At 71.8% G+C, this 20,175-nt stretch carries 18 protein-coding genes; 11 read left to right on the top strand and 7 right to left on the bottom strand.

Translation table 11 applies throughout. The features are described 5' to 3' along the window. Positions 1 to 186 precede the first annotated feature (186 nt). A complete protein-coding gene (locus tag N4G70_RS06825) occupies positions 187 to 1,707 on the bottom strand; it encodes an FUSC family protein (protein WP_261711549.1) in 1,521 nt (506 codons plus the stop codon). Positions 1,708 to 1,980: 273 nt separating this feature from the next. Next, on the bottom strand, positions 1,981 to 2,490 hold the full coding sequence (locus tag N4G70_RS06820; RefSeq protein WP_261711548.1) for a mycothiol transferase: 510 nt from the start codon (positions 2,488 to 2,490) through the stop codon (positions 1,981 to 1,983). Positions 2,491 to 2,647: 157 nt separating this feature from the next. Between N4G70_RS06820 and N4G70_RS06815 the strand changes: the two genes are divergently transcribed. The 7 genes from N4G70_RS06815 (at position 2,648) to N4G70_RS06785 (ending at position 11,714) form a co-directional block, all read left to right on the top strand. After that, the gene (locus N4G70_RS06815; protein ID WP_261711547.1) at positions 2,648 to 3,124 is read left to right on the top strand and encodes an Lrp/AsnC family transcriptional regulator; all 477 of its coding nucleotides are present in this window, start codon (positions 2,648 to 2,650) and stop codon (positions 3,122 to 3,124) included. A gap of 223 nt (positions 3,125 to 3,347) precedes the next feature. Further along, positions 3,348 to 4,400 (top strand): chitinase, encoded by a 1,053-nt coding sequence (locus N4G70_RS06810; RefSeq protein WP_261711545.1) that lies wholly within the window; start codon positions 3,348 to 3,350, stop codon positions 4,398 to 4,400. A gap of 388 nt (positions 4,401 to 4,788) precedes the next feature. After that, complete coding sequence (locus N4G70_RS06805) at positions 4,789 to 5,016, top strand: type A2 lantipeptide (RefSeq protein WP_120725641.1); 228 nt, start codon at positions 4,789 to 4,791, stop codon at positions 5,014 to 5,016. Between the two features lie 92 nt (positions 5,017 to 5,108). Next, positions 5,109 to 5,915 (top strand): HlyD family efflux transporter periplasmic adaptor subunit, encoded by an 807-nt coding sequence (locus N4G70_RS06800; protein ID WP_261711544.1) that lies wholly within the window; start codon positions 5,109 to 5,111, stop codon positions 5,913 to 5,915. After that, positions 5,900 to 8,185, top strand: coding sequence for an NHLP family bacteriocin export ABC transporter peptidase/permease/ATPase subunit (locus tag N4G70_RS06795; RefSeq protein ID WP_399034432.1), 2,286 nt, complete (start codon positions 5,900 to 5,902; stop codon positions 8,183 to 8,185). The genes N4G70_RS06800 and N4G70_RS06795 overlap by 16 nt, the downstream gene beginning before the upstream one ends. Next, entirely contained in the window at positions 8,186 to 11,035 is a 2,850-nt protein-coding gene (locus tag N4G70_RS06790) for an NHLP bacteriocin export ABC transporter permease/ATPase subunit (RefSeq protein WP_261711542.1), read from the top strand. Between the two features lie 124 nt (positions 11,036 to 11,159). Continuing rightward, positions 11,160 to 11,714, top strand: a complete 555-nt coding sequence (locus tag N4G70_RS06785) for a phospholipase domain-containing protein (RefSeq protein WP_261711541.1) — start codon at positions 11,160 to 11,162, stop codon at positions 11,712 to 11,714. A 33-nt stretch (positions 11,715 to 11,747) separates the two neighbouring features. Here N4G70_RS06785 and N4G70_RS06780 read toward each other — a convergent pair whose 3' ends face one another. From N4G70_RS06780 to N4G70_RS06760, 5 genes are all read right to left on the bottom strand, one after another. Then, complete coding sequence (locus N4G70_RS06780; RefSeq protein WP_261711539.1) at positions 11,748 to 12,218, bottom strand: DUF3574 domain-containing protein; 471 nt, start codon at positions 12,216 to 12,218, stop codon at positions 11,748 to 11,750. A 57-nt stretch (positions 12,219 to 12,275) separates the two neighbouring features. Beyond that, entirely contained in the window at positions 12,276 to 13,238 is a 963-nt protein-coding gene (locus N4G70_RS06775) for a DNA-binding protein (protein WP_261711538.1), read from the bottom strand. Beyond that, entirely contained in the window at positions 13,235 to 14,449 is a 1,215-nt protein-coding gene (locus tag N4G70_RS06770; protein WP_261711537.1) for an MAB_1171c family putative transporter, read from the bottom strand. Before N4G70_RS06770 ends, N4G70_RS06775 begins: the two co-directional genes overlap by 4 nt. Beyond that, positions 14,446 to 14,916 (bottom strand): ImmA/IrrE family metallo-endopeptidase, encoded by a 471-nt coding sequence (locus N4G70_RS06765; protein ID WP_120725627.1) that lies wholly within the window; start codon positions 14,914 to 14,916, stop codon positions 14,446 to 14,448. The genes N4G70_RS06770 and N4G70_RS06765 overlap by 4 nt, the downstream gene beginning before the upstream one ends. Before the next feature lie 259 nt (positions 14,917 to 15,175). After that, a complete protein-coding gene (locus N4G70_RS06760) occupies positions 15,176 to 15,598 on the bottom strand; it encodes a YjbQ family protein (protein WP_261711536.1) in 423 nt (140 codons plus the stop codon). Positions 15,599 to 16,218: 620 nt separating this feature from the next. On the opposite strand from N4G70_RS06760, the gene N4G70_RS06755 reads away from it, so the two are divergent. The 4 genes from N4G70_RS06755 to N4G70_RS06740 are packed head-to-tail and all read left to right on the top strand — an operon-like array spanning position 16,219 to position 20,137. Next, positions 16,219 to 17,103: an ABC transporter permease gene (locus N4G70_RS06755; protein ID WP_261711535.1), complete on the top strand. Its 885-nt coding sequence runs from the start codon at positions 16,219 to 16,221 to the stop codon at positions 17,101 to 17,103. After that, on the top strand, positions 17,076 to 17,828 hold the full coding sequence (locus tag N4G70_RS06750) for an ABC transporter ATP-binding protein (RefSeq protein ID WP_261711534.1): 753 nt from the start codon (positions 17,076 to 17,078) through the stop codon (positions 17,826 to 17,828). Before N4G70_RS06755 ends, N4G70_RS06750 begins: the two co-directional genes overlap by 28 nt. 57 nt (positions 17,829 to 17,885) lie before the next feature. Beyond that, positions 17,886 to 18,929, top strand: a complete 1,044-nt coding sequence (locus N4G70_RS06745) for an ABC transporter substrate-binding protein (protein ID WP_261711533.1) — start codon at positions 17,886 to 17,888, stop codon at positions 18,927 to 18,929. After that, the gene (locus N4G70_RS06740) at positions 18,929 to 20,137 is read left to right on the top strand and encodes an LLM class flavin-dependent oxidoreductase (RefSeq protein WP_261711532.1); all 1,209 of its coding nucleotides are present in this window, start codon (positions 18,929 to 18,931) and stop codon (positions 20,135 to 20,137) included. The genes N4G70_RS06745 and N4G70_RS06740 overlap by 1 nt, the downstream gene beginning before the upstream one ends. The last annotated feature ends 38 nt before the right edge of the window (positions 20,138 to 20,175 follow it).

The following is a 20,175-nucleotide window of genomic DNA, read 5'->3' as shown; positions in this document are numbered from 1 at the left end:
AGCTGTGCTGCGGCGACCGTAGCAGGGGGTGCCACGGCCCCGGCCGGATGGTGACGCAGAGCAGTGCGCCGGAGCCTCAAGTGGCGCCGAAACGGCCGGAGTTGGGGCCGGGCGGCCGGGGCGGTGACGGTCGGCGGGCTGCGGTCAGGAGGCCGCGGTCGGCGGGCTGCGGTCAGGAGGCCGCGGTCAGGCGTCGGCGAGTGGCGACCCGGGGGCGGCCTGGAGCGGCCTTCCCAGGCCCACCAACGCGCGCTCCAGGGCGTGCAGATGGGCGAGGGCCGGGTGCTCCGCCGCGACGGTGGTGTCCTTGTGTTCCGGTGTGCTCGCCCGGGCCGCCGGGCTCCCCGCCGACGGGGCGGAGACCAGCACCGCGACGGCGGCTTCCACGCGCTCGCACGCGGCGGTCAGCCGCTGGTCGTGGGAGGCCTCGGCGTCGGCGGCGACAGCCGCGAGCTGACGCGCCTGCCGGGCGCAGTCGTCGAGGTATTCCAGGACCTGCCGGGCCCGCGCCTTGCGCGCCCGATGCGGATTGAGCGGGTGGACGAGAGGCGCCAGCGAGAGCCGGACCTTGTGGAGGGTGAACTCCAGCTCGGTGATGTGCGGCAGCGGGTCGGCGTCGGCGCCCGCGAGGCGGGCGGCGGCCGTCGCGGCGGAGGCCCGGACGCTGTGCAGCGCGTGCCGCACCCAGGCGTCCGTCGTGGCGTGCGTGGTGATCGGCAGGACGATCAGCACGGCGAGAACCGATCCCGTCATGCCGACTCCCGTCTCGAAGAAGCGCAGAGCGAGCAGGTCGGTGTCGAGGACGCCCAGGAGTCCGTAGAGCAGGCTGGCCATCACCGTGACCGCGAGCATCATCCAGGTGTAGGAGACGGCCGCTGTGTAGAAGATGCCGAAGACGCAGAGCGCGATCAGCACCGCGGTCGGCACGGGGGCTCCGTGCAGCGGTACGGCCACCGCCAGACCGACGCCGACGCCGATGACGGTGCCGAGCACCCGGCGGAAGCCACGGACGAGGGTCTCGCCCCGCGATGTCGTGTTCACGAAGATCCACCAGGTCGCGCCGACCGCCCAGTACCAGCGGTCCGGCGACAGGAGCTGGCCGACGGCCAGGGCGAAGCCCGCTCCGGCCACGGCCTGCACGGCCTGGCGCGTGGTCGCCCGGTACAGGCCCCGGCCCGGCGTGGGGGCCGTCATCACGACGGGTCCCGCGTGGCGGCGCTCGTAGCACCAGGCGCCGAAGCGCACCGCCGCGGCCATCGCCAGGGACAGCAGTACGGCCACATACAGCTCGGGGAGCTGGCTCGGCACCATGTGCAGGAACTGCGCGACGAAGAACGCCATGAAGGCGAACACGCCGAGCGCATGGCCGCGCGGGCCCCAGCGGCGCGCGTAGACGCCACCGCCCACGATGGCGAGGAAGGCCAGGTCGCGCGCCCAGGGGTGGCCGTGGAGCACGGCCGCGAGGGCGAAGACCGGCAGGCCGACCACCGGCAGCAGGGCCGTGGTCACCGCCTGGCTCCGCACGCTCGGGTCCGTCACGGTGAAAAGGGCCAGCAGGGCGGCGAGACCACCGGTGATGGCCGCCACGAGTGAGTGACCGACCGTGCCGCACGCCACGACCGCGAGCCCGATCCCCAGCACGGCACGTGTCGCGGCGCGCAGCCGCAGCCGTCCCGGGTCGGGAGCCACGAACACCCTCTTCACCACTGACCCACTGCTCCTTTTCCCGTCCGGACATGAGAAAGGCGCTGCGGAGACCACAGCGCCATCGACTCGCCTATGACAACATCCTGAGCCCAATGGCTCAACTCGTCCCCGCGAGACTGGGCCAATGGCCCAGCTGGTTCGGCGTTCCTCCGTCCATGGGGGCCCATCGGCCCAGTGTCGGCCCCACCGCCGGGTGCGCCCCGCGCCCCGCACGCACGCGTGCCCGCCGGCGGACGGGGGTCACCGACGGGCACGCGGCACTCGCCCGCGCGTCTACCGGCGCTTCAGCAGACCCCGGACATACGCGGCCTGGCCGACGTGCTGGAGGCTGTCGGCGATGACGCTGACCAGGCGGACGCCCAGCGTGACGTGGGGCGTCCAGCGCTCGTCGACGATCCGGTCGAGCGACGCGTCGTCAAGGTCGCGGACGAACGACAGGGTCTGCTCGTGGACGGCGTCGTAGTAGCCGCGCAGCTGCTCGGCGGACACGTCCCGCACCGCCGCCACCTGCTGGGTCGTGTGCCCGTAGCCGGTCTCCTCGTCGTCGAGCGACAGGCCGAACCGTTCGGCCCAGCCCTGGTCGGTCCACACCTGGGTCCGGTCGGCGGCATCCGCGATGTGGTCGTCCTGAACCCGCGTCAGATGCCAGATCAGCCAGGCGATCGAGTTGGCCTCGTCGTCGGGCCGGAACGCGAGGTCCTCGGCCGACAGACCCTTGACGGCGGCGTGCACTTCGCCCTGGACGCGTCCGAGCGCGTCCGCCACAAGCTCTCCAGTATTCATCCGGCCATCCTCTCCCATCCGGCCCGCGGGCGTCGGTGTCCGCCGGCATCTCGTGCCCGGGCGCGCTCCCGGCCCTTCGGTACGTCTCCGTCCGGTTCGGGGCGCCATTGGTACTGTCGGCACCCGTATCGGCAGGACCAGAAGGAGCCAACGGACCGTGACGGTGGACTCGCTCGACACCAGGATCCTGCGTCTGCTCATCGAGCAGCCCCGCACCAGCGTCCGCGAGTACGCGCGCATCCTCGGCATCGCGCGCGGCACGCTCCAGGCCCGGCTCGACCGCATGGAGCGGGACGGCGTGATCACCGGCACCGGCCCGGTGCTCTCCCCCGCGGCGCTCGGCCACCCGGTGCTCGCCTTCGTCCACATCGAGGTGACCCAGGGGCATCTGAACGAGGTCGGCGACGCGCTGGCGGCGGTGCCCGAGATCATCGAGGCGTTCTCGATCACCGGTGGCGGTGATCTGCTGACCCGGGTCGCCGCGCGCGACAACGAGCACCTCGAAGACGTCATCCAGCGGCTCATCCAGCTTCCGGGGGTGGTCCGCACCCGGACCGAAGTGGCGCTGCGCGAGCGCGTCGCGCACCGGCTGCTCCCGCTGGTCGAGTCGGTGGGGCGGGCCGCCGCCAAGTAGGCGGCGCCGGGTCCCCTGCGGCCGCTTCATGCCCAACTGCCCTCTGCCGCACGCCTCCTGACGCTCCGACAGGTCCAGGACTTCAGCCGCCGACCCGATTGACGGAAGGTCTGGACCAATCTACGGTGTGGGGCGCCACCCCCCTCGCACCTCCTCAGGTCCCCCCACGGTCCAGGAGCGGCCGTGCCCCGTCGCGGGCGCTCCCGGAGGCAAGGAGCACAGCATGATCGGTCGTACGTTACGTCTGCTGGGAGCCGGGCTCGTGCTCGCGCTCGCGACGCAGACTCCGGTGAGCGCGGCGCCGAGTGCGCCCCGGGCCGACACCTGCGCGGTGAAGCCGAGACCCTCGGGCAAGGTGCTCCAGGGGTACTGGGAGAACTGGGACGGGGCGTCCAACGGCGTTCATCCGCCGCTCGGCTGGATCCCGATCACCGACTCCCGCATCGCCGCCCACGGCTACAACGTGCTCAACACGGCCTTCCCCGTGATCCGTTCGGACGGCACGGTGCTGTGGGAGGACGGGATGGACGCGACGGTGAAGGTGCCCACTCCCGCCGAGATGTGCCAGGCCAAGGCGTCGGGACAGACCCTCCTCATGTCGATCGGCGGGGCCGCCGCCGGCATCGACCTGAGTTCGAGCGCCGTGGCCGACCGCTTCGTGGCGTCGATCGTGCCGATCCTCCAGCGGTACAACTTCGACGGCATCGACATCGACATCGAGACGGGCCTGGTGGGCAGCGGCTCCATCACCACCCTGTCGGCCTCCCAGGCCAATCTGATCCGCATCATCGACGGCGTGCTCGCCAGGATGCCGGCCGGTTTCGGCCTGACGATGGCGCCCGAGACGGCCTATGTCACCGGCGGCAGCGTGGCCTACGGCTCCATCTGGGGCGCGTATCTGCCGATCGTGAAGAAGTACGCGGACAACGGCCGGCTGTGGTGGCTCAACATGCAGTACTACAACGGCAGCATGTACGGCTGCTCCGGCGACTCCTACGAGGCCGGCACCGTCGCCGGGTTCACCGCGCAGACCACCTGCCTCAACAAGGGGCTCGTCGTCCAGGGCACCACGATCAAGGTCCCGTACGACAAGCAGGTGCCCGGACTTCCGGCCCAGCCGGGCGCGGGAGGCGGCTATATGACCACCGGTCAGGTGGCGCAGGCGTGGAACGCCTACGGCGGCGCCCTCAAGGGTCTGATGACGTGGTCCCTCAACTGGGACGGTGCGAGGAACTGGACGTTCGGCTCCAACGTCAAGGCGCTGCAAGGCCGTTGACGCGTGTCATCCGTGGGCGGTCCGTGCCCGCGAGGCAAGCGGAAGGGCTCCTTCCGAGAATCTGCACATCGCGTGCGCGGACCCGTCACCGCGACCACGAGCCCGCTCCGGCGCGGGGGCGGGCCGAGGGGCATTGGTGCGGGAGTGTCCCACTTGAGAAAAGCGCTGCCGAGCCCGGAGGAATTCGATTCGTGAAGCTCGTGAAGAAACTGCTCCCAAACCATGAACGCGCCTGCACGTGACGGCAATTCGAGCCGGTGGGGAACCGTCACAACACGCCTTGGCGATTGGCTGTGCATGCCGTCGGCGTGTTTTGATCCTGGCCACTGCGGGAGCACCGACGAGGTGTTCCCGATAGGAAATGTCCCCATGAAAGGCAGTACTCACCATGAACAACGCTCCCCAGGTCGAGACCCTTGAGATCTCCGACGCCGACCTGGACAACGTGTCCGGCGGCCTCGTGGGCACCGTGCTCGGCAACGTGACCGGCACCGCCGACTCCGTCCTGCCGGTTTCGGGCATCGTGAACTCGGTCACCGGCCTGGTCGGCTCGGTCACCGGCGTGAACACGGGCGCCGTCACGGGCCTGGCCACCGGTCTCGTCGCCGGTCTCTGAGATCGCGCACGAGCCCCGGAACCGCTCGGTTCCGGGGCTCATTGCCGACGGTCAACGGTTTGCGAATGTTTCGCGGGTGAGGAAAGAGTTCCGTGCAATTTCGTCAGCAAGCCCTTTCCAAACTGCAGTCGCCCGAAGAACTCGACCTGCCCGTGCGTTTCGCGCGCCCGCAAGGACGACTTGTCCTTCTCATCACCGTTCTGGTCATGGCGGCCGCTTCTTTCTGGGCCGTGACGGGGTCCCTTTCCTCCACGATCGACGCACCCGGCATCCTCACCCACGCGCAGGGCAGTTACATCCTCCAGAGCCCCGTCGAGGGCCAGGTCACCGGGATGTTCGCCCAAGAGGGCGCGACCCTGGCGGCCAACGCGCCGCTCCTGAAGGTCCACACGCCCCAGGGCGACCGGGTCGTCCACGCGATCGCCGCCGGCCGTCTCACCAGTCTCTCCGCCACCATCGGCTCGGTCATCGCCACCGGTGCCCACGTGGCGAGCGTGGAGCGCACGGACGGCCCCGACGATCCCCTGGTGGTGATGGTGTACGTGCCCGGCGACAGCGCGGCCGGTGTCCCCGTCGGCGCGGCCGTCGACCTCGCCGTGCAGTCCGTGCCGACCGAGCGGTACGGGGTGCTGCGCGGGACGGTGGCCGCCGTCGGCAGGACGGCGCAGACCCCCCGCCAGATCGCCGCGTTCCTCGGCGACGACCAGCTCGCCGAACAGTTCTCGCGGGACGGCATGCCGGTGCCGGTCCTGGTGCGCCTCGACCGTATGCCCGGCACGAAGTCCGGCTACCGCTGGTCGTCGGCGGACGGGCCGCCCTACGCGGTCGACTCCATGACCCCGGCCACCGGCACGGTCCACCTGGCCGACCGGCGCCCCCTCGATTGGCTGCTCCCGTGACCGCACCCCGCACCTCCACCTCCCAGCTCCCGCCCCCCGGTCACGGACGGCGCCGCCCGGCGGAGCCGCCCGGCGGCAGGCGCCGTGCGCGGGCGCGCCGAACGCCGAGGGCTCCACGGGCCAAGGCGGTGCACAGCCCCACCGTCCTCCAGATGGAGGCCCTGGAGTGCGGCGCCGCCTGCCTCGCCATGGTCCTCGCCCACCACGGACGCCATGTCCCGCTGGAGGAGCTGCGCATCGCGTGCGGCGTCTCACGCGACGGCTCACGGGCCAGCAACGTCCTGAAGGCGGCGCGCGGTTACGGCCTCACCGCCAAGGGCATGCAGATGGAACCGGCCGCACTCGCCGAGGTCCAGGCGCCCGCCATCCTGTTCTGGGAGTTCAACCACTATGTCGTGTACGACGGCATGGGGCGTCGGCTCGGCCGCCGGGGCGTGCACATCAACGACCCGGACAAGGGACGCCGGTTCGTGGCGTCGGAGGACTTCGACACCAGCTTCACGGGGGTCGTGCTGGTCCTGGAGCCCGGCCCCGACTTCCGCCCCGGTGGGCGCAAGCCCGGCGTGCTGGCCGCGCTGCCCGCACGACTGCGCGGCACCACGGGCACGATGCTGGCCTCGCTGCTCGCGAGTCTGCTGCTCGTCGCCGTCGGCGCCGCGCTGCCCGCGCTGAGCCGCACCTACATCGACCTTTTCCTGATAGGCCATCAGACTTCCTTGCTGGGCGTGCTGTTCGCGGCGATGGGCGCCATGGTGGCCCTCACCGTCGTGCTCACCTGGCTTCAGCAGGCCAATCTCCTGCGGGGGCGCGTCATCTCCTCGACGCTCAGCAGCGCCCGCTTCTTCCGGCATCTGCTCAGGCTGCCGGTCACGTTCTTCGCGCAGCGCAGCCCCGCCGACCTCGTCCAGCGGCTCCAGTCCAACGACGCGGTGGCCGAGACGCTGGCCCGCGATCTGACGGCGGCGGCCGTGGACGGTGTCGTCGTGCTGCTGTACGCCGCCCTGCTGTGGACCTACGATCCCCAGCTCACCGTCATCGGGGTGGGTATCGCCCTGCTCAACGTGGTCGCGATGCGCGTCGTGGTCCGGCTGCGGGCCACCCGTACGCAGAAGCTGCGCGCCGACAGCGCGCGGCTCACCAACACCGCTTACACCGGGCTCCAGTTGATCGAGACGCTGAAGGCCACCGGCGGTGAGAACGGGTTCTTCCGGCGCTGGGCGGGGCAGCACGCCACCACCCTGGAGGAGCAGCAGCGCCTGGGGGTGCCGAGCGCCTGGCTCGGTGTGGTCGCCCCCGCGCTCGCCACCCTCAACAGCGCGCTCATCCTGTGGATCGGCGGGCTTCGGGCGGTGGAGGGGCACATCTCCATCGGTCTGCTCGTCGCCTTCCAGGCGCTGGTGACCCGCTTCACGGCGCCGGTGACACGGCTGAACGGCGTCGCGGGCCGGATCCAGGACTTCGCGGCCGATGTGGCCCGCCTCAAAGACGTCGAGAACTTCCCCGTGGACGCGCTGCACAGCCGCCGCGAGCCGGCCGCGAGCACCCGCCGTCTCAAGGGCCATGTCAGCCTCGAAGGCATCACCTTCGGCTACAGCCCGCTCGACAAGCCCCTGCTCTCCGGGTTCTCGCTCACGGTCGGGCCGGGGCAGCAGGTGGCCCTGGTGGGCGGCTCGGGAAGCGGCAAGTCGACCGTTTCCAGGCTCATTTCGGGTCTGTACGCACCGTGGGAGGGCACCATCCGCATCGACGGGCAGCGCCTGGAGGACATCCCGCGCGGCGCCCTCGCCTCGTCCGTGTCCTTCGTCGACCAGGACGTCTTCCTGTTCGAGGGCACGGTGCGGGACAACGTCGCGCTGTGGGACCCCTCGATCCCGGACGACGCCGTGGTGGCCGCTCTCAAGGACGCGGCTCTGTACGAGGTCGTCGCGCGCCGGCCGGGCGGCATCCACAGCCGGGTCGAGCAGGACGGGCGCAACTTCTCCGGCGGCCAGCGCCAGCGCCTGGAGATCGCGCGGGCGCTGGTGCGCCGGCCCAGCATCCTGGTCCTGGACGAGGTCACCAGCGCCCTGGACGCCGAGACCGAACACACCATCATCGACAACCTGCGCCGTCGCGGCTGCGCCTGTGTCGTCATCGCCCACCGGCTGAGCACGGTGCGCGACAGCGACGAGATCGTGGTCCTCGACCACGGGACCGTCGTGGAGCGCGGCCGCCACGAGGAGCTCGTCGCCGCCCGGGGGCCGTACGCCGAGCTGGTCGGGGAGCACTGAGTGACCTCCGTACACCCGTGGACGGCCCAGGACGCCTCCGGGCAGGACGCCGTCGTCGGCGCGCTCGGCGGGCTGGGGCAGCCCATCGACTGCACCGGCACCGGAGGCTTCTCCCTGGAGGGCCCCCAGGTGCTGTGGCTCGTGGTTGGCGGAGCGCTGGACCTGTTCGCGGTGGACGCGGCGGAGCAGGGGCACTGGCACTTCCTGGGCCGGCTCGAACCGGGCACCCTGCTGCTCGGCCCCGTCGAGGGCCCTCGGCACACGCTGGTGGGGCGGCCCCTGCGGGAGTGCGTACTGCGCCGCATTCCGCTGCGCGAGCTGTACCGCGAACCGCACTACGACGGGTACGGGGCCGCCCACCCGAGCCGGTACGACTCCGGGGACGCGGCCCTCAGCCTGGTGGAACACGCCTTCTCGCTGGGCGTCGGGCGCGGCCAACGGGTTCTGTTCGAGGCGCCGCTGGACGGGCGGACCGCGCCCGACGAGTCGGTGGCCGACGACGACATCCTGTGGCTTCCGGTGGCACCGGGCAGTGTGCAGTACGGCGCTGCGTTCAGTGCCGAGGCAGCCGGTGACCTGCTCGTCGACGGGGCCCTGTGGCAGGGCATGGTCAACCGGCAGTACCGGCTGCTCTCCGCCCTCGACCGCTGGATCGAGCGCGTGGAGCGGGCCCACGAGGACCGTACGGCGGCCGGGATCAAGGCGGGTGAGGCCGTCCGCGAGGAGGCCGACCGCGCTCTGCTCACCTCCATCGGGCGCACCCGCAAGGCGCCCGCGCGCACCGCGGGTTCCGCCGACGACGCGACCTACGCGGCCTGCCGGCTGGTCGCGGACGCGGCCGGGATCACGCTCGCGGACCCGTCCCTCGACGGCGCGGCCGGCGACCGCGTCGATCCGGTGGAGCGGGTCGCGATGGCCTCCCGGATCCGTACCCGGCCCATCCGGCTCGCCGGGCGCTGGTGGCGCGAGGACGCGGGGCCGCTGGTCGGGCGGCGAGCGAGCGGCACGCCCGTCGCCCTGCTGTGGCGGCGCGGCGGGTACGAGGCGGTGCATCCGCTCTCCGGTCGGCGCACCCGGGTGGACGCCGGCAACGCCGAGGAGTTCGAGGGGCGCGCCGTCATGCTCTACCGGCCGCTGCCGGACCAGCCGCTGAGCACGTGGGGCCTGCTCCGGTTCAGCCTGCGCGGCACCCGCGCCGACGTACGCCGGCTGCTGCTCGCGGCCCTGGTGACGGTGGCGCTCGGCGCGCTGGTGCCGATCGCGACCGGACAGGTCCTCGGCGTGTATGTGCCGCGCGCCCAGAGCGGCCTCATCGTGCAGGTCTCGCTGGCCGTGGTCGTGACCGGCATCGTCTCCGCCTCGTTCATGCTGCTCCAGAACCTCACCGTGCTGCGGATGGAGGGACGGATCGAGAGCACCCTGCAACCCGCCGTCTGGGACCGGCTTTTGAGCCTGCCCACCCGGTTCTTCGCCGGGCGCTCCACCGGTGAGCTGGCCAGTGCGGCGATGGGCGTGAGCGCGATCCGGCGGGTCCTTTCGGGCATCGGGCCGGTCGTTGTGCAGGCGGGCACGGTCGGTGTGATGAACCTCGTCCTGCTGCTGTGCTTCAGTGTGCCGCTGGCGCTGGTGACCGTGGCCCTGCTGATCGTCATCGTCGCCGTCTTCCTCACCCTCGGGATGTGGGAGCTGCGCTGGCAGCGCCGCCTGGTCGAGCTGGGCAACAAGCTGAACAACCAGGCGTTCCAGACCCTGCGCGGTCTGCCCAAGCTGCGGGTCGCGGCGGCGGAGAGCTTCGCGTACGGGGCGTGGGCGGCGGAGTTCGCCCGCAGCCGTGAGCTGCAACAGCGGGCGGGCCGGATCACGAACCTGACGACGGTCCTCAACTCCGTCTATCTGCCGCTGTGTTCGCTCCTCATGTTCGTCCTCCTCGCCGGTCCCGCCCGCGGCACGCTGTCGGCGAGCGCCTTCCTGACCTTCAACACGGCCGTGACGATGCTGCTCACCGCCGTCACGCAACTGACCGGCGCCTTCGTCTCGGCGGCCGCGGTGCTGCCCCTGTTCGAGCAGATCAAGCCGGTCCTGGACGAGGCGCCCGAGGTGCGCGGGGCCGGTACCCGGCCCGGTGAGCTCACCGGGGAGATCGAGGCGCGGGGTGTGTCGTTCCGCTACGGCGACGACGGTCCGCTGGTCCTGGACGACGTGTCGCTGAAGGTGGCGCCGGGCGAGTTCGTGGCGGTCGTCGGGCCCAGCGGCTGCGGCAAGTCGACCCTGCTGAGGCTGCTCATCGGCTTCGACGACCCGGTCTCCGGCAGCGTCCTGTACGACGGCCAGGATCTGGCGGCCCTCGACCGGGCGGCCGTGCGCCGCCAGTGCGGGGTGGTGCTCCAGAACGCCCAGCCGCTCACCGGGTCGATCCTGGACTGCGTCTGCGGGGCCGAGGTGTACAGCCAGGAGGAGGTGTGGGAGGCCGTGGCGATGGCGGGTCTCGCCGAGGACATCAAGCGGATGCCGATGGGCCTGCACACCATGATCTCCGGCGGCGGCGCCATCTCGGGCGGCCAGCGCCAGCGCCTGATGATCGCCCAGGCACTGGTGCGGCGCCCGCGCGTCCTCTTCCTCGACGAGGCGACCAGCGCCCTGGACAACGAGACCCAGCGCACGGTGATCGAGAGCACCAAGGCCCTCAGGGCGACCCGTTTCGTGATCGCCCACCGCCTCTCCACCGTCCTGGACGCGGACCGGGTGATCGTCATGTCCGAGGGCCGCATCGTCCAGCAGGGGCCGCCCGCCGAACTCCTCGCCGACCCCCACGGGCGCCTGCACGAACTGGTCCGCCGCCAACTGCGTTGAGCAGCGTGTGACGAGGGACCCTCTTCACCCCAACTCATGCTCCGCCGCCCGGCGTTGAACACCGGGCGGCTCGGTCGCGTACTGGAGGACGTCCCCCTGTCGCGCCCGGCCCGAAGGGCTCCTTGTGAGGTACGCACCGAAGCGGAGGGCGGCCCGCTGGGCCGTTGTGCTCGCGACCGTCGCGACGGTCGCGAGCACCGGAGCGGCACTGCCCGCGCGGGGGCCCCAGCCGTCCGTCAGCGCGGCGGACGACTGCGCCCGCGGCGGTGTGGCCGTCACCGCCAACAACGGGGGCGACGAGCCGTTCACCTTCCGTCTTGCGGGTGTCGCGGCCGCCGTGGAGCCCGGCGGATCGCGCACCGTCCTGGTCCCGGTCGCCGACGGGCAGAGCTACCGGTTCACCGTCCTTGGCCCCGGCGGTTTCCGTCAGGACGTCGCCGGCGTACTGGACTGTGCCCCGGACTCCCCCTCCCCGGCGGCCGGCGCCGGCCCCCCGGCACGCGCTGAGCGTGCCACGGGCGCGACGGCCGCGTCCGCCGCGCCCCGCGAGAGCGCGGCGCAGGCGGGCGGGCGCCGGTTCGCGCTCACCGGGGTCACGGACCTGGACTCCCTGATCACGGGGGCGGTCCTGGTACTGCTCGGCGCGATGGTCTTCGTCGTACGCCGGCTCGCACTGTGAGCACCCCCCGCCCGGGGGCCGGGGCCGGACCGGTCAGAAGTCGGCCTGGGCGTTGACGTCGGCCCGCCCGACGGATTCCAGGCCGTACATCGAGCAGTACAGGGCGCGGATGTACTCGATGTCGAGGTTGTGGGCGCGGGCCTCGCGGGTGGGATAGAGCACGGTCAGCTCGTAGGAGATCTCCCGGTTGATGCTGCCGCTCCTGTCGCGCCACTGGCCGCGGCCCTGCTGGATGGTGAGCCCGGAGGGGAAGCGCGGGGTGATCACGTCCGCGACGAACTTCATGAACTGCTCGTCGGTTATGGGTGGTTGACCGTTGTGGCGGCCCGTCCCGAAGTAGAGGTGTGTCGCCAGATAGGCGCTGCCGGTGGCGGTCTGTTGCTGCGCCACCGGGGCGACCGGTTTGCCGTAGGCGACCTCGGACACCTGCCCGCCGGTCGTGAGGAGAAGAACGACCGCCACGAGAGCGGCGGCCGCGGGCGTGGACACCCTGATGTGCAGCATGTGATCCCTGTCTGTCGGGTTCTGATGGGGGTGGTGCCCTGCCGGTCCTGGCGGGCCCTAACGGGAGGGACGGCCTCGGCCGCCGGGGTACGGCGGCACGGACTCCAGCAGGTGGACCGCCGCGTCCCGCAGGTTCGCGGGCGCCTTCGCACATCCGCGCAGCCGGGTGGCGGTCCTGGTGAGGGTCTGGGTCGTACGCGCGGAGCCGATGCCGGCGGCGCGCGGGGCGATGTCCACGATGAGGTCCTCGGCCTCGCTCCAGGCCCGGGCGCCGGCCAGCGCCTGGAGCAACTCCGCGGTGAACAGGTCGCGGTAGGAGGGGCCGGGTGCCGTGGCGGCCTCGTGCAGCAGGGGGATCGCCCGGTCCCGGGCGCCCAGCCTGGCCAGCACCCAGCCGTGGTGGCCGGTGAGTTCGGCCTGGTCGATCCACCAGGCCCAGGGCGGGTCGTGGGGCGAGGCGCCGTCGAGGAACCGGCTCCGGGCGCGGGAGATGAGGCGCTCGGCCGGGCGGGACGCGCCCAGCAGGGCGAGGGCATGGGCCCGGCGCACGAGGACGAGGGTGGCGACCAGGGTCGGCAGGGGGCGGGGTCCGGCCACCCGGGCGGCGGACTCCAGGGCGGCCAGCGGCCGTTCGGCGCGGGCGTGCAGCATGCTGTCGTTGAGCAGCACCAGTCGGGCGACGGCCCGGTCGCCGCAGAGGTCGGCGAGGGCGAGGGCCCGGGTGTTCATGCGGTGGGCCGCCTGGTCCGAACCCGCGTCGAAGAGGATCCAGCCGATCACTTCGCACAGTTCGGCCAGTGCCGCGAGCAGGTCGCTGTCCTCGCCGCCCCCCGCGGCCGGCTCGGCGGACAGCTCCGGGACGCTTCTCAGCAGCGCGCGCACCGCGGGCAGGGCCGCCCTCGCCCCCTGTGCCGCGTCCAGCGCCACCAGACGTACGACTTCCTTACGCGCCAGGCCGGTCAGCGTCTCGCGGGCGGCCCTGCCGGAGGGCGCGGCAGCGGGATGGGGCGGCTGTGTCATGAGGGGATTCTGTCGGGTGCGCGCACCGCCCGGCCCTGGGTGAGCGCGGTGAACGAGGACGCCACCTGGGTCAGCCACTCCACCTCGTCACGGAAGTCGTCGTACGGCGGTCGCGCCGGGATGTCGGCGGCGTCGGCCTGCTCGTCCCGCTCCTCGGCCGGACGGTCCAGGACGGCCCGCACCTGGAGCGCCTCACCGAGGGGAGAGGTCGGGTCCTGGGGCAGGCCCAGCGAGCGGGCCACCCGCGAGAAGTCGGCGAGTGAGAGCGAGGTGCGGAGCATCAGCTGGCCGTCGCGTATCTCGATGACCCGCCGGTAGAGGCTGTAGTGCGGGTCGCGCGGCGGGACTAGGTCGCGCGCCCAGGACCGGGGCGGGTCGAGCGCGATGTCCGGGGAGGCCTGGTAGAGCGCCCACCACAGGGGGCGCAGCCGCAGATAGGAGCGGTAGCTGCGCAGCCAGCCCGCGGCGCGGGTGAGATGGATGCCCCAGGACGGGATGGTCCAGCCGGTGATCTGGAGCAGGGCTCCGATGGTGCCGCACGACCACTGGATCGGGTCGAGGGCCGAGGCGTCGTAGTGCAGCCGGGTCCCGGCGATCTGGATGCTGCGGGTGACGCAGTAGACCAGGATCAGGCTCGCGCCGACGGTCACCGTGCGCATGCCGACCTTGAGCCACTGCCGGTTGGCCATCTTGGTGAAGCGCAGCGAGAGCCGGACCGTCTCGAACTGCCCCACACCGCACATGACGAGATAGAACGACATGTACAGCGCGTACTGGCCGTCCTGGATGCTGAGCAGGATGGTGGAGGTGGCCGTTTTGGCGCTGGCGACCGGGCTGACGGCGAGGGACGCCACCACCAGGACGCACAGGGCGGCGCCGAAGAACAGCACCCGGCGCCGGGCCCGGTGGCGGGCCTCCTCGGGCGGCGACGACCAGTACACGAGGACGACCTGCTGGGCCGCGGTGAGGACGACGACGGCGACCTGGACGATCAGCGACGTGATGTTGGGCAGTCCGAACAGCGCGGAGATGTGCACCCGCAGCGCGTCCAGGTCGACCAGGAAACTGATCCCGGAACACAGGAAGTAGACACACAGCGCCCACAGGGCGACGTCCTGCCTCCTGCGCAGCAGATCCGGGAGACGGTAGCCGAAGGCGGCGATCCCGCCGAACGCGCAGACCCAGGTGAGGACTCCATTGACCGTGTTCATGACGGGTCCGGGTGGCCGACGCCGTTCTCGATGCGGGCGACGATCTCCGCGGCCTCCTCGGGAACGCCCCAGGCGGGTTCCAGCCAGCGCTTGGTGGCGCGGGCCAGGATCAACGAGGCCATCGTCTCGGCTTCCTGTTCCTCGTCGTCGCTGTAGCGGGAACGCATCAACATGCTCCGAACCGCCGCCGGTTCGGCATTCGTGAACAACTGACTCGTATCAGTGTGATCGAATTCCACGGAGCCCCGGTGCGCGAAGGCGATATGGGAGAGCTCATGGGCGATGATGTGTTCTTTGTGTGACGCGGATGCCGCCTTCTCGTAGGCGATGATGTCGAAATCGTCGAGTTTCAGCCACAGTCCGAAGAGATGGCGCTCGGGGAAGGGCATCGGAATCAGATGGATCGGACGCCGGTTCTGCGCACTGAGGTAGCGGTGCAGTTCATCGATGCCGCAGCCGTGCTCCATGCCCCACTCCGCGAGCAGCGCCTCACACGTGTGACGAACCTTTTTGAGACGGCGCCTGAGCCGACGGTCCTCCGGCGACGGTAACGCAGAGCCAGACACCTTCATCCTTAGCCTTCCACGCCTTCCACGTTGGAGAAGCAGGCCGTTGCAATGCCGATTCGACTGGTTCCCCGGATTCGGCTTCCCCACTCCGGGAGAACGACGCGGCTATGATGCCACACCCCCAACTCCCCTACGGGGAAAGTTCCTTTCACCGGACTCAACCGAGAAAACTCAGCCGCACCTCGCGGTTCGGATTGTCCTTGTTCGTGTCCACCAGACACACCGACTGCCACGTTCCCAGGGCGAGCCGTCCCCCGACGACGGGCAGGGTGGCGTGCGGCGGGACGAGGGCCGGCAGCACATGGTCGCGGCCGTGGCCGGGGCTGCCGTGGCGGTGCTGCCAGCGGTCGTCGGCGGGGAGCAGGGTGTGCAGGGTGGCGAGCAGGTCGTCGTCGCTGCCGGCGCCGGTCTCCAGGACGGCGACGCCGGCGGTGGCGTGCGGCACGAACACGTTGAGCAGACCGTCGCGGCCGGCCGCGTGCCGGCGCAGGAACTCCTCGCAGTCCCCGGTGAGATCGGTGACCGTCTCGTGGGAGCCGGTGGTGATGTTCAGGACGTGGGTGGTGAAGGCGTCGGACATGCCTCCCATCTTCCCGCGCACACTCCGCGTACGCCCGGCAGCCGCACCGACGGCGTGCCCGAGGGGCAAGATCGCGCGTCCGACCGGCGAGACACCGTTGACCCGGTCCGGAACGGGTCGCTACGTTCACGCCATGTCACGTTCAGCCTTGCTCACCACGCGCGGTCACATCGACCTGCTGCGGGTGGCGTCCGCCGCCTGTCGCCGCGGCTGCTGACCTCCTGACCCCACCCGCCCGACGGCCGAGCCCCTTCCCCTCAGCCGCTTCGGCCGACCGCGGTCACCGATCCCGCCTTCGCCGCGTCTGACGCCTCGCGTTCTTCGCGGCGTCACGCGGGCGTTCCGAAGGTTCTCCTGAGGCGTCCTCAAGTCCCGAGGCTTCCTCGCGGCTTTCCGGAACGTGCCGCGCCCGGCGGTTCCCACCTCACCGTCCCCTGCCCGACCGCCCCCTGCCTCGCAGTCGTCGCACGCACCCGCCCACGCACGGCCCGTCACGCCCCGCACCCGCCTCCGGTGGGGGCGGGCTCCGCACGGGGCGACGTCGTCGTGCGGCGGCCGAGCACGCCCCGGGGTCCGCCCCTCCCCCAGCGCTTCTCGCTGCCCTGACCCATGGAGTCCCCATGACCGTCGACCATGCCCCGCCGGACACGACCGCCCCATCCGGCGGGCTCGCCCCCGCCCCGCCCGCCGGCCCCCCTCTGGAAATCGTCGTACCCCTCACGTCCCGGGGCGGTCGGCTGCGCTCGGTGCCGCGCTGGCTGCGCCGCACCGTGGGTCCCGTGACCCTGCTCGTTCTGTGGCAAGTCCTCAGCGCCAGTGGGGTGTTGAGCCCGGACACCCTGGCTTCGCCCGGTACGGTCGCCCGCGCCGGGGCCGATCTCGTCGGGGACGGGACGCTGCCGTCGGCGATGGGCATCTCGCTCCAGCGGGTGGCCGTGGGCCTGCTCATCGGCGGCGCGGCCGGCATCGTCCTGGCCCTCGCCTCCGGGCTCTCCCGGCTGGGCGAGGACCTGATCGACGCCACCGTGCAGATGCTGCGCACCGTGCCCTGGGTGGGCCTGATCCCGCTGTTCATCATCTGGCTCGGCATCGGCGAGGCCCCCAAGGTCGCCCTCATCGCGCTCGGTGTGGCCTTCCACCTCTATCTGAACGTGTACGCCGGAATCCGCGGCGTCGATGCCCAACTCGTCGAAGCGGGCCAGGCGTTGGGCCTCGGCCGCTGGGGACTGGTGCGTCATGTGGTGCTGCCGGGCGCGCTGCCCGGCGCGATGACCGGGCTGCGCTACTCCCTCGCCACCGCCTGGCTGGCCCTGGTGTTCGGCGAGTCGATCAACGCGGACGCCGGCATCGGCTTCCTGATGAACCAGGCCCGCGAGTTCTTCCGCACGGACGTGATCGTCGTCTGCCTCGTCGTCTACGCCTTCCTCGGCCTGCTGGCCGACGCTGTCGTCCGCACTCTCGAAAGGCTGCTGCTCCAATGGCGACCGACCTTCACCGGCCAGTGACCCCCTCGGCCGACGCCGACGCCGTACGGGTCGAGGGCCTGACCCGCGCCTTCGACGGGCGCCCCGTGATCGACGGACTCGATCTCACCCTGCGGGCGGGCGAGTTCACCGCGCTGCTCGGGCGCAGCGGTTGCGGCAAGTCGACCCTGCTGCGGGTGCTCGCCGGTCTCGACCGGGAGATCGAGGGCACGGTGCTCGTCCCCGAGCGGCGGGCCGTCGCCTTCCAGTCACCCCGGCTCATGCCGTGGAAGCGGGTGTGGCGCAATGTCCTGCTCGGACTTCCGGGAAAGCCTCAACGGGCCGTCGCCCAGAGCGCGTTGGAGGAGGTGGGCCTCGGTCACCGGTCCGGTGCGTGGCCCCGAACGCTGTCCGGTGGCGAGGCCCAGCGCGCCTCGCTCGCCAGAGCCCTGGTGCGCGAGCCCGATCTGCTGCTGCTCGACGAACCGTTCGGCGCGCTCGACGCGTTGACCCGGATCAAGGCACAGCAGCTCGTCGCCGAGCTGTGGCAGCGGCGCGGCTGCGCGGTCCTGCTGGTGACGCACGACGTGGACGAGGCGCTGCTGCTCGCCGACCGCGTCCTGGTGATGCGGGACGGCGCCATCGCGCATGACACCCCCGTCGCCCTCGACCGGCCCCGCACGGTCGGCGCCCCCGGCTTCGCCGCGCTGCGCTCGGCGCTCCTCGCCGAACTGGGCGTACAGCAACCCGCCGTCTCCTCCCGCTGACCCACGCCACCGACCCACGACCCACGACCTCCGATCCACGAGAAAGAGCACCCACCCATGCGACGCCACCTCCTGCCCGCCCTGCTCCCGCCGCTCGCCCTGCTGCTCGCCGCCTGCGGTGGCAGCCCGGCCGCCGACTCCAGGACCGGGCTTGGTTCAGGATCCGGCTCCGGCTCCGGCTCCCTCACGCTCAACGCCGGTGACCAGAAGGGAGGTTCCGAGTCACTCCTCAAGGCAGCCGGCGAGCTCGACCACCTCGATTACAAGATCAAGTGGTCCACGTTCACCTCGGGGCCACCCCTGCTCGAAGCGGTCAACGCCGGGGCCGTCGACATCGGCGCGGTCGGCAACACGCCGCCGGTGTTCGCCGCCGGCGCGGGCTCCAGGATCAAGGTCGTGGCGGCCAGTCATGGCTCGTCCGCCGGCGAGGCGATCCTCGTCGCCCCCGGCTCCCCGCTGAAGCACCCCGCGGACCTGCGGGGCAAGTCGATCGCCGTCGCGCAGGGAAGCTCCGCCCACTACCAGCTTCTCGCCACCCTGAAGAAGGCCGGGCTCGGCATCGGGGACGTCCAGGTCAAGCTCCTCCAACCCGCCGACGCGCTGGCCGCGTTCAACCGGGGCAAGGTCGACGCCTGGGCGGTGTGGGATCCGTACACCGCCCAGGTCCTCGGCTCGGGGAAGGGGCGGGTGCTGGCGACGGGCGAGGGGACCGTCAACGGCCTCGGGTTCCAGGTCGCCTCGCCCGCCGCGCTGAAGAACCCGGCGAAGGCGCGGGCCATCGGGGACTACCTCCAGCGGCTCAACCGCGCCCAGGAGTGGGTGTTCAAGCACCCCGAGGCCTGGGCCAAGGTCTGGTCGAAGGAGACCGGGCTGCCCTACACGGTGGCGCTCGACTCGGTGCGCCGCAGCAACGGCACCCGGGTCCCGGTGGCCGTGGACGACGCGGCGGTCTCCTCCGAGCAGCGGATCGCCGACACCTTCGCCGATCTCCGGCTGATACCGCACCGTTTCGCCTTCAAGGACTACGTCGACACCCGCTTCAACGGCACGCTGCCCGCCTCCACCACCACGCCCCGTTCGTACGGAAAGGCCTCTTCCTGATGACCGTTCACCTGCACTGGTTCCTGCCCACCGGCGGTGACGGCCGGACCCTGGTCGACCGGCACGCCTACACCGATGGTGGCCTCAAGCGCTCGGGGATCGCCCCGGTGACCGGGGTGCGCGCGCCCGACATCGCGTATCTGACCCAAATCGCCAAAGCGGCCGAGCAGTTGGGTTTTGAGGCGGTGCTGACCCCTACGGGCACCTGGTGCGAGGACGCGTGGCTCACGACGGCCGCGCTCGCCCAGCACACCGACCGGCTGAAGTTCCTCGTCGCCTTCCGGCCCGGGGTGATCTCCCCCGTGCTCGCCGCGCAGATGGCGGCCACCTACCAGCGGATCACGCGCGGGCGGCTGCTGCTCAACGTGGTGACGGGAGGCGACTCCACCGAGCAGCGCCGCTTCGGTGACCACCTCGACCACGACCGGCGCTATGCCCGCACCTCGGAGTTCCTCTCGGTCGTACGCGGCGTCTGGCGCGGCCGGCCGTACGACTTCGACGGCGAGCACTACCAGGTGGAGGGCGGTCTGACCGCGCTGCCGCCGGACCCGCTGCCGGAGATTTTCTTCGGGGGTTCCTCGGCGGCGGCCGGGCCGGTGGCCGCCGATCACGCCGATGTGTATCTGACCTGGGGCGAGCCGCCCGCCCAGGTGAAGGAGAAGATCGACTGGATCCGGGGACTCGCGGAGGAGCGCGGGCGCACGGTGCGGTTCGGCATCCGGCTGCACACCATCTCGCGGGACTCCTCGCGTGAGGCATGGGCCACGGCCGACCGGCTGCTCGGCGATCTCGACGCCGAGACCATCGCGGCGGCCCAACAGGCGCTCGGCCGAAGCGAGTCGGTGGGCCAGCAGCGGATGCTGGCCCTGCACGGCGGCTCGCGGGACGCTCTGGAGATCTCGCCGAACCTGTGGGCGGGGGTGGGCCTGGTGCGGGGCGGAGCGGGCACGGCGCTGGTCGGCAGCCACGGCGAGGTGGCCGACCGGATCGAGGAGTACCACGCGCTCGGCATCGAGCACTTCGTGCTCTCCGGGTATCCGCATCTGGAGGAGGCGTACTGGTTCGGCGAGGGCGTGACGCCCGAGCTGGCGGCTCGCGGGCTGCTCCCGACGATCCCGGCCTCCCCGCTGCTCGGGGTGCCCGCCGCGAACGGGCGTCCGGCCTCGGCGCCCGGCGGGGCCCCGCTCCTGGTGGGCGGCGGCCGCTGAGCGCCTCCCGGGAAGATCCCGGGCCCCTGGGAGGTTGG

It is taken from the genome of Streptomyces sp. ASQP_92 (genome assembly GCF_025399895.1).
In the GTDB taxonomy this organism is placed as follows: domain Bacteria; phylum Actinomycetota; class Actinomycetes; order Streptomycetales; family Streptomycetaceae; genus Streptomyces.
This window is presented reverse-complemented; position numbering and strand designations above follow the sequence as displayed.